Source organism: Pseudoneobacillus rhizosphaerae, assembly GCF_917563885.1.
GTDB classification, from domain to species: Bacteria; Bacillota; Bacilli; order Bacillales; family Cytobacillaceae; genus Pseudoneobacillus; species Pseudoneobacillus rhizosphaerae.
In genome coordinates this window covers 83,562-96,896 of record NZ_CAKJTG010000006.1, presented here as the reverse complement: position 1 = coordinate 96,896, position 13,335 = coordinate 83,562, and the positions used below count along the sequence as shown (strand labels likewise).

The 13,335-nt window shown below is 38.8% G+C and carries 10 protein-coding genes; 1 reads left to right on the top strand and 9 read right to left on the bottom strand.

The genetic code is table 11. From position 1 onward, the window contains the following. Window positions 1-28: 28 nt before the first annotated feature. On the bottom strand, window positions 29-682 hold the full coding sequence (locus tag LRP83_RS06490) for a DsbA family oxidoreductase (protein WP_290369504.1): 654 nt from the start codon (window positions 680-682) through the stop codon (window positions 29-31). A gap of 298 nt (window positions 683-980) precedes the next feature. Between LRP83_RS06490 and LRP83_RS06485 the strand changes: the two genes are divergently transcribed. Then, a complete protein-coding gene (locus LRP83_RS06485; RefSeq protein WP_230495878.1) occupies window positions 981-1,181 on the top strand; it encodes a hypothetical protein in 201 nt (66 codons plus the stop codon). Between the two features lie 83 nt (window positions 1,182-1,264). On the opposite strand, the gene LRP83_RS06480 is transcribed toward LRP83_RS06485, so the two are convergent. The 8 genes from LRP83_RS06480 to LRP83_RS06445 form a co-directional block, all read right to left on the bottom strand. Continuing rightward, window positions 1,265-1,561: a HesB/YadR/YfhF family protein gene (locus LRP83_RS06480; RefSeq protein ID WP_230495877.1), complete on the bottom strand. Its 297-nt coding sequence runs from the start codon at window positions 1,559-1,561 to the stop codon at window positions 1,265-1,267. Between the two features lie 143 nt (window positions 1,562-1,704). Continuing rightward, the gene (locus LRP83_RS06475) at window positions 1,705-2,562 is read right to left on the bottom strand and encodes an FAD binding domain-containing protein (protein WP_230495876.1); all 858 of its coding nucleotides are present in this window, start codon (window positions 2,560-2,562) and stop codon (window positions 1,705-1,707) included. Continuing rightward, window positions 2,547-3,023 (bottom strand): (2Fe-2S)-binding protein, encoded by a 477-nt coding sequence (locus LRP83_RS06470; RefSeq protein ID WP_230495875.1) that lies wholly within the window; start codon window positions 3,021-3,023, stop codon window positions 2,547-2,549. Before LRP83_RS06470 ends, LRP83_RS06475 begins: the two co-directional genes overlap by 16 nt. Beyond that, window positions 3,020-5,182 (bottom strand): xanthine dehydrogenase family protein molybdopterin-binding subunit, encoded by a 2,163-nt coding sequence (locus tag LRP83_RS06465; RefSeq protein ID WP_230495874.1) that lies wholly within the window; start codon window positions 5,180-5,182, stop codon window positions 3,020-3,022. Before LRP83_RS06465 ends, LRP83_RS06470 begins: the two co-directional genes overlap by 4 nt. A gap of 242 nt (window positions 5,183-5,424) precedes the next feature. After that, on the bottom strand, window positions 5,425-9,873 hold the full coding sequence (locus tag LRP83_RS06460) for a coiled-coil domain-containing protein (protein ID WP_230495873.1): 4,449 nt from the start codon (window positions 9,871-9,873) through the stop codon (window positions 5,425-5,427). Beyond that, window positions 9,851-10,597 (bottom strand): DUF6063 family protein, encoded by a 747-nt coding sequence (locus LRP83_RS06455; protein WP_230495872.1) that lies wholly within the window; start codon window positions 10,595-10,597, stop codon window positions 9,851-9,853. Before LRP83_RS06455 ends, LRP83_RS06460 begins: the two co-directional genes overlap by 23 nt. Window positions 10,598-10,599: 2 nt before the next feature. Continuing rightward, window positions 10,600-12,108 (bottom strand): hypothetical protein, encoded by a 1,509-nt coding sequence (locus LRP83_RS06450; protein ID WP_230495871.1) that lies wholly within the window; start codon window positions 12,106-12,108, stop codon window positions 10,600-10,602. Beyond that, entirely contained in the window at window positions 12,099-13,172 is a 1,074-nt protein-coding gene (locus tag LRP83_RS06445) for a Wadjet anti-phage system protein JetD domain-containing protein (protein ID WP_230495870.1), read from the bottom strand. The genes LRP83_RS06450 and LRP83_RS06445 overlap by 10 nt, the downstream gene beginning before the upstream one ends. Window positions 13,173-13,335 lie beyond the last annotated feature (163 nt).

Sequence of the window (13,335 nt, the reverse complement as noted above, 5' to 3'; positions counted from 1 at the left end):
TATTGACTATATGTTTGGTCCTATTCAATTACTTTTTAGGAATTTCACAACCGTTTTCATCACAAATCATGCCATCATCATTGTTTAAAACCACGATTTTATTCTCTGAGATTACCTTTTCCATTACCTGTACAAACACGTCAGTTGGCTGGGCACCAGTTAAGGCGTATTTCTGATCAATAAGGAAGAACGGTACACCGGTAACACCAATTTGTTTTGCTGTTTGTTGATCCCCACGAACAGCGTCTGCCATCTCATCGCTAGCAAGCATTTTTTCTACAGCTTCACGGTCCAAACCTACTTCAACTGCCAGCTGTGTTAATGTTTCATGATCGCCGATATGCTTGGATTCGGTGAAATACGCATGTAAAATACGCTCCGTCATTTCTTTCATTAAACCTTGAGTTTTTGCAAACATCGTCAAACGATGGGCATCAAAGGTATTCGTTAAAATGAGCGTATCCATCTGATAATCCAGTCCAACCCTTTTAGCCATTTGAACGACATTTTGGGTATTTGCTTTTGCTTGCGCTACGCTCATGCCATATTTTCTAGCCAATGCATCATAAATATTTCCCTTTACGTCTCGCCCTATTGTTGGATCTAATTCAAAACATCTATACGTTACTTCGACTGGTTGATTTATTCGTTTGATAGCATCCTCCAGATGCCTTTTGCCAATATAGCAAAATGGTCAAGCAAAATCTGTCCACATTTCAATTTTCATTTTTTAACCCTCCCTATTTGTTCTACTTCTATAGTATATAGATTGAGCTAGTTTTTTACACAAATTTAGCCTCGATGTAAACAAAATCAATCAACTTCTATCTGTATTTCGTAGTATTGCTTATTATAGGACAGATTCACTGGAAAGGATTACGATTATTATTGAATTAAGAAAATTTACTAATTTCGGAACTTTCATTCATTTCATTCGTAAAGTAAATCAACTATCAATTAATTTCCGTGAGGTGAAAAAAGTGACAGGAACGATTTCGGCAATTTTGGCTTTATCTATCCCTATTATTGCGATCTTGACTACCCATTTTCAAAAACAAACAAAACTCAAACACAAAATGTTAATCGATGCAATGGAACTAGAAAAATTAAAGCATCAAAATTTCTTAATTGAAACGGAGAAAATGAGACTTGAATTAGATAAAATGAAGATAGATAAATGAGGAATGAAACATGGGGACGGATCTACTACTTCTTTCCATAAAAAGAAGCACTGGATCCGTCCCCATTGTTTAATTTTGTCACATTATGAATTCTTTACATACGTATATTCAAGATCATCCTCTTGTTTATGGTAGTCTACATGCAGATCATGTCCATCAAAATACCATAAATCATTATCCTCAATAAAGAATAAAATTCCTTCCAATACAGTACTTACCACCATATTAATCGGATCTTCTTTAGCAAATGCTAGAGAATAACCTTGCTGAACAGGGCTTGACCCATAAATTTTTGAATAAAACCTAAGCTGATCTCCTGCGGATAACCCAATATCGTTTTTGAACCATTCTAAAGCTGATTCACTGATAACAATCTTCATAATAAAAATTACTCCTTTAACATCCTTTAACTTATTATTCCACCAAAAATCCCTGTTAATCAAGGAAAATACAGACGGGATGCTCTATTGCTCCTTTGTTTGAAAAGCTTAAACAAAAGAAGCAATAGAACCCACCCCATTTTTCATTGCTTCAAGCTAAGAAAATAACGCAAAAGATTTAACGCAACGGTTTTTCTGTAAACAGCAGTAGAGCGTTGATCGTCGATTGGTCTGATGATTTTATCGAATTCTGCAACAATCGTATCGATTTCTGCATCGGCTAATGGCAAGGTTTTTCCTACCAACTTCTTCTCAATTTCACGGGAACGTATCATAGTAGGTCCGACAGCTCCGAAGGCAAAGCGAATGTCCTCGATTCGTTCTTTGTTTATCCGCATGAAACCTGCAAACGATACTTTGGCAATGGCATCTGCGTTACGATTGCCTACTTTCTCAAAAATGACATGTGTACCTTCTTCTAATACGGACGGCAGAATTATTTCCGTTACGATTTCATTGTGTAGGCGTTGAATTCGTCTTGGACCTTGAATAAAATCGCTAATCGCAACAAAGCGATCACCATTTACAGACCGCAACAGTACCTTTGCATTGTATACATATAATAAGGGAAGCATATCACCTGCTGGTGAGGCGTTGCAAATATTACCACCTACTGTTCCTCGGTTTCTAATTGCCGGTGCAGCTATGGTTTTAATTGCGCTCTTTATTGGCGTTGGGATTAATGGATGTTCAAGTAATTCAGTATAGGTACAGCAGGCACCTATGTGGAGATCCTTGTCAGTTTGATACACCTGCTTTAATTCTGAAAGGTGGTCTATGAAAACAATCGGTTTAGAAAATTTGGGAGGTACCCCACGACGACTTTTGTGAAGAACCATAACATCTGTGCCACCTGCAATGATTGCACAGTCTTCTCTATTCAATTGGCTTAAGGTTTCGTCTATACGGTCGAATCGATAAGCGGTTACTTTTTCTGCCATATGCCATCACCTTTTTGAGCTGCCAAATTAATCGCATCTACAATCATATTGTAACCAGTACATCTGCAAAGATTTCCCGAAATGCCTTCGCGGATTTCTGTTTCTGATGGATGGGGATTTTTCGATAATAAAGCCGCACTTGCCATAATCATCCCTGGAATGCAATAGCCGCATTGCACTCCACCGGCAACAGAATAGCTTTCATCTAAAATCTTAAATTGTTCCGTTTCAATAATTCCTTCGATCGTTTGAATATTGGCACCAGCAATCGAGCCAATTGGGATCAGGCAGCTGTTTTGGACAAGGTTATTGACAAAAACACTGCAGGCTCCACATTCGCCTTCACCGCAGCCTTCCTTTGTTCCAATTAACTCAAAATCATCTCTTATTAAATCTAGTAATCGGACTGTAGCAGGGGCGTCCGTTTCTACCACTCTTCCATTTAGTGTGAATGTAATCAACCCTCTTCACCTTCTTTCGTCCAAAGACTATTTATAATAACTTCAGGTGTAATCGGAATTTGTTGAAAAGAAGTTTGCAGTGCATTCTCGATTGCTGACTGAACGGCTGGTGCTCCGCCTATTAAAGTCAATTCACCTGCGCCTTTTGCGCCGTATGGACCATCAGTATAAGGGTTATCAAATACCTTGCTATCAATCGGAACAACGTCCAATGATGTCGGCGGTCCATAATCCGATATGCTTTTTTGTTGGATTTTGCCTTGCTTTGACGTCATTTTTTCTAAATAACCATACGCTAACCCTTGTGCCAAACCACCGTCAATTTGACCTTTCATAATCCGTTCATCGATGACCTTTCCCACTTCATAATTGGCATATACTTTTTCTAGCCTTACATTGCCAGTTAATGTATCCACTTCCACTTCAACGAAATTAACACCCCATGAATAGGCTGGATAGGCATCACCAGTAAAAGTTTTCTCATTCCAAGGAATCATTTCACGGTGAATATAATGCTCCTCCACTTCCTGCTCTACTCCTGATAGCCACTGTGTTTTCAGTTTTCTTGCCGCCCGTTCAAGCAATTTCCCGACAATCATCGTTGTCCTAGAGGCAACAGTCGGTCCAGAGTCGGGAACCTCCTTCGTATCAGGATCAGGATAGAAAACCTGCTCGTACGAAATGTCTAGTTCTTTGGCGACAATTTTACATAATGTTGTCAAAATTCCTTGTCCCATATCAGAATTTGAGATTTTTAGCGATACGTGGTCGTTTTTGGTTTTAACTAGCTTCACCGTTGCTTTAATATGATCTCTTTCACCACTACCTGTAAAGCCACATCCGTGGAGGAACAATGAAGTCCCCATCCCTTTTTTATAACGCTGATTTTGTTGATTGAAGCGCTGAAAGTCTTCTTTTTTCTTTTTATAGTCTGATGAATAGAGTAGGTCCTCAATCATTTCTTCCATTAATACAGGGTCGCGGAAATTACCTTTAGTGATGGTGGGGTCTCCTTGTTTGACGAGGTATTTTCGTTTATATTCAAGTGGGTCGATTTTTGCTTGTTTACTAAGATGTCCGATATGACTTTCGATCCCGGCAAAGCTTTGTGGAGCACCAAAGCCTCTGAAGGCACCGTTTGGAACGGTATTCGTTTTTAAGACAAAACCTTTTGCATGAAAATGAGGAATTTTATAAACACCGGCACTATTCAGTAATGCCCGCTGTAGCACAACAGAGCTTAATCCCTCATTGGCTCCTGCATCCAGAAAGAGATCGACACACATGCTCAAAATATTTCCATCCTTATCAAGGGACGTTCGATAGTTTATTTTAGCTGGATGCCTTTTTGTCGTGACGACCATATCCTCTGAACGGTCATACACGAGCATCACTGATTTTTTGACAGCTCTTGCCGCAACGGCAACGTGACAGGCCATCATCGATGGATATTCTTCTTTGCCTCCAAAACCTCCCCCTGTAGCACTTTGAATAACTCTCACTTCATCTTCACCACAGGCTAAAGCGCTTAGCAAGGCATTTTTTATATAATAAAGACATTGCATCGATCCTTGGACGATGATTTCATCATCCTTGTAAAGGGCGAGCATTCCTTGTGGCTCAAGGTAAACATGTTCCTGATAACCTGTATCATATTCTTCCTCGATGATTTGATGAGCGCCATGTTCAATCGCTGAAATGATCTCTAAGCTTTCACCAAATTCATAACTAGCCATAGTGACCCCGGATTCTGATTTTCGATAGATGGCATCCTCTAACGTATAGATAGCCTGATGCTCTTCAAATTCAATCTTCACTTCATTTAATAATCTGTAAAGGGTATTCAGCTCTTTTCCAACGAGCATGAGAATCGGTTCACCAATATAATTGACCCACTCCGAAGCAAAAATGGGCTGATCCTCTTTGATAATTTTGACGTAATTCGGTCCAGGGATTTGCTCTGAACCAACTACTTCATACCCTGCAGGTAAGTTTGGTAATTGAATGGTACTAATTTTCCCATACGCAATAGGCGAGCGATACAAAACACCATAAACCATATTTTCCACTTTCACATCACTAATATAGGGTAACTGACCCGATACTTTTCCTTTATGGTCCTTTTTGGGCACTGAGGTGCTTATGTCATTGAGCTTCATTGCAACAACACCCTTCGACTCGTTTTTTATAGACACTTTTTTTAAAAATTTGATTTCGATATTACCAACAAGTAAGATATTTTATGCTTTATTTATATTCAAGAATTTCTTACGTATGTTGATGTTAGCTAAAAACAAAAAAACATGTCCCCAGTTAGGAACATGTTTTCATTCGAGATATGTGGAAGGTTATTTTGATTTGTCTAACGAAAACGATTGTCGACAGTCCCTCCCATGTATCATCACCCTTGGTATATCCGAAATGCTGGAACAATTGTTTCCGATACTATTTCTTTTCCTTTCTCACGAATGAAGTCCAGTTTATAATAAGCTTCAAATCTTTGGCTGATTTCAGTTTTAACGAGTTCGGGCGGTGTAACGACAATAAACTGGAACTTCAGTTTCTCGGCCACCGCGAAAATCGGGTCAAGGACGTGTGCCGATGCTGCTTGTCCGAACGGATTATCACAGACTAAAGGCACCCAACTTTGGTCAGTCTCGCTTTTCACGGATAATAACATCATCATCATCACCATCCGTGCGGACAGCTTTTGTCCACCACTACCATCTGATTTCGTTCGAGAGCCTTGATTAATCGTCTGCCACGTTGAATAATGCTCTCGCTGTGGTTTTCCGTACATAAAGGCATTATCCGTTCTCATATTATAAACGAGTAGTTCAGGATATCGATTTCTGAGCGAGACAAATAAGATTTGTTCATCACTAACGAGTTCCTTGACTGCTTCATCTAACGCTCGATTATGATCATCAATCAAATCAAATTGCTTAGTGATTTTATTGATTGCTGCTACGAAATGCTGTTTCAATAGTGGCTCGATATCTTCAGGTTTTTTCGGTAAAATGTCTTCCTTGAGCTGTACAAGCGGGAATGATCCTCGTTCATTTTTTAGCTTCATTTTTGCTATCATCGAACGAATGGATTCGACAATGCTCATGACCTTCATGCTAGCACGGCTAGCCCAGAAGCTTTGAGCTTTTTCTGCTCGTTCCTTGTCTCGTTCCAATTGTTCCAATCCACTTTGAGAAAAACGCTTCATATTTTTAACGATACTTTGTATATGAACATAATGTCTTGTATCCATATGGTCTAACGTCGTTAAGACTTCATTTTTAAAGCGGATTTCCCAATCTTTCCCTTCAATTGTCAGCTTTAAATTGCGCAATGACTGCTCGATTTTTGCATGCTTTTCTTGACCTTCTTCTTGAATACTTTGATGTTCTTCACACCAATTTAAGATGCATGCTTTTCCTTGAGTCTTAATTTTTTCTATTTCTTGTTCGGTAAAGGCTGCCGCTTCCTCCTTTAGGATAACGGATAAGGTTAACAAGTCTCCTTCATATCCCGTAATATTTGTTTCGGTTTCTTTTTGACGTTTCTCCGCCTGTTTTATTTCATCTTTTGTTACTTTTGTTTGGTCTTTGATTTCAACAGCCTTGATTTGTAAGTCTAGGTCTTCCCAGCTTTGAGGCTGTTGCTCATGCTTGGCTACCTTTTTGCCTTGCTTTTCACGCTGTTCATTCGCATGCTGCAAAGATGTTTCGGCTACCGTTACGGCTGTTCCTTGTTCTCTTTCTTCTTTTTCAACTGATTTTGCTTCCTTTTGTGCGGTTTGAAGCATATTTTCTAATATGCTCATAGGTTCATTGGGCTCAGTAGCTTGATTCCAATCTTTCTGTTGGTTATCGAGTTTTTTCTCTAATTTCTTTTGCTGCTTTTGTTCGGTTTCTTTTTTCGCTTGAAAGACGAGTAATTCCCGAGCCTGCTCTTCCTTGGATTTTTGAAGCTGTTTTAGCTCGTCCATTCTTCCATTAATTTCTTCTAATATATGGGACGATAGCCGTGGAACCTCTTCAGATAACTCTGACTTTTCATCACTAGGGAATACCGCTTCCTCAATAAAGAAGGAAATCTCCTTAATATTTTGTTCGGTTGTGAGCTTCCATTCAAAATAGGTTTGATTCCACTTTTGTTGCCTTTCAACGATGGTTTGATGCTCTTTCCCTATTTCCTGCTGAATAAGAATGAAAGCTTCCTTTTGTTTCTCTTTTTCAAGCTTAACCCGCTTATTTTCTTCATGAAGCGTTTTTTCTTGGATGAATTCCTCCAAGGTTTCTACATCTTTTGATAGCTTGTCGATCTTAGACTTTGTCTTTTCCAGCTGATCCTTTAACTGAAGCTGTAATTCTTTCTCTTTATCCTCTTGTGTTTTAATCTCCTGAAGGTTCGTTTTCTTAGCTTGCAGGGAATTTTTCTCTTGTATGATTGCTCTTTCCATGTCAATTGAAAGCTCTTTTGATAAAAATCGATCCATTTCTTTCAACATACGGCGTAAGGAAATTTCCGTTTTTTCGATTTCAGTTAGCGTATCTTTCTTTTCTTCTATTTGTTTAGCAATCTTTATTTTCCAGTTGATGAAATGATGCTTATCGCTTAATAGCTCTTTCTCACTTCCGTTTATAATCACAAAAGAGTTTTGCTCATTTTCATGGTTCATTTCTTCACGCAAGAAAATCGGAACAGGACTGTTAAACATTCTTCCAGTCAGAACCTGTTGATTAATTTTTTGCCATTGATTACCGCTGACGACTAACCCGTAAGCTAGCAGCGGATAAGCAATCATCATTCTTGCCATTTCCTCTGCACTTAAGGATTGAAGAAATTGCGAGCCATAAAACACATCAATTCCTGTTTTTTCATCAATCCATTCCTTTAATTCCTTCACATCTTTGTTGGCAATCCAGAAATGCTCATCATTTAAGGAATGATCCAGCTGGGATTCCCAAAGCTCTTTTTTAACCTGTTCACCTTGTTCACGGTTATACTTAAGCATTTCTTCCATTTGGATCGAATACTTGGACAAAAGTGATTGTGAAAACGGTACTGACACATCATCTACTAAACCATGCAGCTTATCAAATAGCTTTTCTTCCTTTTGCTTTTGCTCTTCATAAGCTATGTTTAATTGTTCGCATTTTTCCTCTGAAAACTGTATCGATTGAACTAGCGTCCCATGAGCTGAGGCCAACTGATTTTGCTTATCACTTGATTCCTTCTCTTTTTCCTGCAGTTCTATCAAACTCGTCTTTCTGTCGGCTATTTGTTTCGAGAGAGAATCCACCAACCCTATTAAGTCATAAGAAATTCGGTCACCAAACTCTTTGATGAGAGCTTCTACCTTTGAATCAAACGTATGCATTTGGGTATAAAAGAAATCAATTTCAGTATGAAGCTGAGCAATTTCTTTTGTCTTTTGTTTATCTTGTTGCGAAAGCTCCGCCTCTTTTTTCTTTAAAAACTTTTGATAGCCAATATACTGCTTAATCGCTTCTTGGATAGATTGATAGGATTGTTCCCATTGCTGTCTCGCTTCTTTTTTGATTTCATCCATTCTATGATTCACTTGCTCTAAGCCACTATTCTGCTCTAATACTGCTATTTGCTGCGACAGAGAACGAATGGTTTGTTCATTTTCATTCCACTCTTTCAATAATAATTGAAAGACAAGCTCTTCTTTTCGTTCTTGTTTCTCTTTAACGATTTCTTGTAAGGAAGTATGCTTCTTCCTTTCTTCCGTTAATTTCTTCTCCCAGTCCATAACCTCTCGGTGAGACTTGGCATACTCTAAATTGTCCTGTTGATAGCGTAGCTCTACTTGCCTCAAGGTTAGTTTCTCAATATCCTTTTCAAGCGAAAGCAGCGTTTCTTCTTCCACTTGCTTTAAATGTCCTAATGCCCCAAGCAGCTGTCTTCCTACCTTCAAACTGTCTTGAACAATTTCTTTATGCTCGACTCCCTTTTCTAAATGGTCTTCAAAGGGGACAATATCTTCTAAGAACTCTTTATGAGCTTGCTCTCTTTTTAAAAGCACAGGCAAGTCCTTTGCGATACTAGCTTGGCTTTTGAAAATCTCGACAAGGTCGTTCTTTTGATGTTCGGTTCGTTGTAAAACTTGACTAACCGTCGGAATGATTCGTTTTTGAAACAGGGAGTGGTCATCCTCTGCGCCTTCAAAATATTTACCTACGCCACCTTCATCCTTGTTGATGTCTTTCATAATATCCCAGTCTTTACGGTTAATCCCGTATGTATCAAGGATACGATAGTGCTTCTTCGTGTCTCGGTAGACATCATAGCCGTTCCATTTCAAATAATCCTTCAAGGTTTCGGTGTCGGCAACTTCATCATTTTCATAAAGAGGAATATGCTCAACCGCTGCCTCTTCTCTCCGTTCAAATTCTCTAGTATAAAACGTAATATTCGGGAGAATTTTTGCTTCCTGTTCCAATGTTTTACTTTCCATTCCGCTCTCTTCACTAATCGAGATCCGCTGTTCGGCAGAAAACATTCCACCCGTTATCAGATGGCGACGGTCTGCACCATCCAATTCCCATTGAATGAGAATATGAAAGGTATAAGGAATAAATTGCTCTTTATTATTAAAGAAGAACTGCTGATAAAAACGATTGTTTTGTTTTCCCCATGAAGTTCCAGGTTTAAGAATTTGAAAAATCGCTTGAAGGAACACCCCTTTTCCGCCACCATTCATCATCGCAATCAAACCATTCGTAGATGTTTCAGCGCTATGGAAATTAAACGTCGTATCTTTATATTGCTTTTGCATGCCATCATACTTCAGGCCAACAATTCTAATTCGATGGATTTTCGGCATGCTCATTCTCCTCCGTCGTCATTAATTTCTTGAATAATTCGTATCGATCATAATCGTGATACAAATATTCAATCCGTTCAAAAAGCTCATTCTTCGGAATCGCCTTAGGAATATCGTCGCGATCTAGAATGACGATCAATCCTTCCGTCTCTAATAACCGCATCGCACTGGCAATTAGCCCGATTCTCGTTCGACGATTGCCTTTTTTAAGCCCATAATCGTCACTGTCAACCTCCATGTATTTCCAGGTTGTCACCACTTCGTTCATATCAATGCGTTCTTCTACTCCGAAGGTAGGTATATTTTTGAGAATACTATCCCAATTCATCACTAAATCATTGACTTGTCGTTCTAATGCATAATAGCTAATTCCTTCGCGCTTCGTACGGATTTTCGCAGCCTGATTACGGTCGATGGTAGCTAAAAAAGACATAATGACCACACTAATCAAATGAAAATGTTTTTTCGTTTCGACTTGCTTATGCTTTTCTTTCATATGAGTAAAATTCGTCGCAAACACAGATCCGGTCGGCTGAACGACTAAATGAATCCGTTTAGGCGATTCAATGATATACGTACCCGATTCGTCAGCTAGCATTAATACAGTCTGTCTAACCTCTGGATCAAAATAGGTCTGGAAGTGTTCACTATTTTCATCTATGACTTTTTCTTTTAATAGAGTAAAATAAACAGCTGATGCCTTTTTGATACTTTCTGCATTCATCCTTACTCCCCCTGTACACATATTTTAAAAGGTGTTAGTTTCATTCGCTGCCAGAGGAGTGGCTCCGCTCGATAGTCAAACCTTGTAAAAATCTTCAAGCCTTCAAACATTTCAAATTGCGGATATTCCTTCATTAGTTTGTGTAAAAGAATCTCCCTCTCGTCACTTAACGTTTCTTCCTTCCGATGCAGCACTTGAACCTTCAACGGCTTTTTATCAAACATCATCCAAAGGTCGATCGTTTCCGATTCTTCTATCCATAAATCCTGCACTTCTAATGGCAGCTGGGCTAAATCTGCAAGAGAAAACTCTCGGTACGTTTGTAAGTATTGAAAAACATAGCTCCATGCCTTGATCACTGAGTCCCAGTTCGTTACACGCAGACGAGTAATGCTTTCTTCTGCCTCCTCTTCTGCGACCTCATCGATTCGTTGTTTCTCATCGAATTCCTGTTCACCCCAGATCCAATCAAGAGGTAAAATAAATTCATTTTTCGGTGAAAATAGGGGAGAAAGAACTCTTTCAATCGTGTCGAAGCTTTGAAAGCCTTCTTTCAACAACCAATCTTCATAAAAATGCTCGCGAAAGGAAACCAAGCTATTTTCCCAAAACAACGAAGGATTCTCCACTTTTAATTTCATCTCATAAGAAATATTCTGAATCACTAACTTCGCAAAACGATCATGTAATTGCCTTGTATGGCCAATTTTCTCTTGTAGAAGAATTAATTCCTTTTGAATATAATCGTCTTCTTCATTCCTGCGTTTTGTTTTTTCAATCATGCTCGTAATGGTACGAAAGTGATTTTTTTCTTCTTCAAATTGCTTTTCAATTTCCACACGATTGTCGGCCCTTTGCATTTCCTCTTCGATTAAAAGGATTTTTGGATTGTTGACCATTTCCTTTTGAAATGAAAATTCCTTTGCCATTAAACGATTGACACGGGAAATGAGATGATCGAGGTTGCGAGTCGCTTTTCGAAAATTACCGTTTTTAATCAGCTGTATACTATAAAGCTGTTCAATCGTAATCGAAAATTCCTCTGCCATTTCCCTGCTCATAAAAATCATTTCCTGAGCGATGTCGGTCAGCTTATAAACTATCGAGCCGCCTAGCTCTAAATTCGTATATAATTCATCCATCGTGACGTATCGGAACACTTGCGTCTCCCAGGTTTGTCTGATTTCATCGTAATATAACGCTTCAAACGGCTTAGTATATTCCTCTTTCCCTTGATATAACAGTCCGCTTGTCATTCGTTCAATTTGTTTTTCATCCGCTAATAGCTTCATTTGTTTAATAGAATCTTCTATCATATACTTGATATCCGATTTGCGTCGATGATCATCATCATTAAGCTCTCGATAAAAAATGACGAGGAGTACCTGCATGAGAATCGTTTGGATATGAGGCTTCAATTCCCCTACTTCCATACCCCTTCCAAGCTCAAACAATGGATTTAATCGTTGCATACGCTGGGCAAAGCCTTCCCATGATTCGTTCACATCCATCTCCTCCACGTTTCAATTGATAAGACTTCTTGAGGAATCCGCTTATTTTCTTGCCATAATTGCCGCAAAAGAAGCTGTTCCTCCTCCGTGAACCATTGAATGAAAGATTCAAGGTATTGAATATTTTGCGTTTGCCCTTGTTTCTGCTCATTTTTTTGTTCTTGGCAATCTAGCATTTTTCGATAAATTTTTAATGCGGGTTGAATACAGCAATCGTGGTACTTTTCGGTTAACCGAACGAGGATTCCATACCCTGCGGCATCCATATCTCCTGCATAATAGAATAAATAAGGTTTAGGCGGAAACATTCGGAAGAAAAAGGAAAAGCTTCGTTCAATTTTCGTTCCTTCTCCATAGATAATCATGTCAGGCTCGTAATCAAGTTGATTTCTATCCAATAACTTAATGCTAGTATGAAAGAAAGATAGATTTTCAACGATTAGCACACGCTGAATGTCCTTTATTTCCTTCCCTTCCTTCAGCCAAAAGACAAAGGGCTCCCCGTAATTCACCATTTTCAGTTGCTCTTCTTTTATTCCAATTCTAGTTAAAAAGCCTTTACCTTCAGGAAAGCTAACACTATCCAGCAAGAACTTTTCATGGCCAAACAGCTCCAGACTTCTCTCTTCAACGGACACCAATTCCCGTTCCTGACTAGATTGAAGAAATGTATATAACTGATGAATTCGATTCCACTCCTCTTTCGTTTGCCATTCTCGATGACGTTCATAGTAGGAAAAATCAAACTGATCACTTAACTTCATCATCTCAAGGCGGTCCCATGAGACTGAATGTACTTTAGTATTAACCCAGTAATATAAGGCAAGCGCTGGCGTTCTTCCATTAAATTGATTATTACGAATCGGAATAAGCTGTCCTTCCGCTTGCAACATTTCGATTGCACGGGAAAACAACAAATAACCATCCATCTCAAAATAATCCTCCGAAAGCCTGCGCAACTGAAGCTCTAAATCGTTAATATTTAATTTCTTTTTTTGTTTAGGGTGTTGAATATCAGCTATAAACCCTCTCACCCGTGTTTCAATGACATCGATTGTCTTCACCTACTTAATTCTTGTTGTTAGTTTCCTTGATAGATAGTTTTGAAGCCCAATTTGGACATCCTTATATTATAGACTAGTTGCTTTGATGTTCGTAATGAATTTTTCTTAAATAATAATTTGAAGAAACTGGACAGTTCTTGTGAAATCATCAACTAGATTGTTC

What these genes read in the sequence shown, in the direction of transcription:
- LRP83_RS06465 (WP_230495874.1), bottom strand. Translation starts at nt 5,182, where the DNA reads ATGAAGCTCAATGACATAAGCACCTCAGTGCCCAAAAAGGACCATAAA.
- LRP83_RS06455 (WP_230495872.1), bottom strand. Translation starts at nt 10,597, where the DNA reads ATGAATGCAGAAAGTATCAAAAAGGCATCAGCTGTTTATTTTACTCTA.
- LRP83_RS06450 (WP_230495871.1), bottom strand. Translation starts at nt 12,108, where the DNA reads ATGGATGTGAACGAATCATGGGAAGGCTTTGCCCAGCGTATGCAACGA.
- LRP83_RS06460 (WP_230495873.1), bottom strand. Translation starts at nt 9,873, where the DNA reads ATGCCGAAAATCCATCGAATTAGAATTGTTGGCCTGAAGTATGATGGC.
- LRP83_RS06480 (WP_230495877.1), bottom strand. Translation starts at nt 1,561, where the DNA reads ATGAAGATTGTTATCAGTGAATCAGCTTTAGAATGGTTCAAAAACGAT.
- LRP83_RS06475 (WP_230495876.1), bottom strand. Translation starts at nt 2,562, where the DNA reads ATGGCAGAAAAAGTAACCGCTTATCGATTCGACCGTATAGACGAAACC.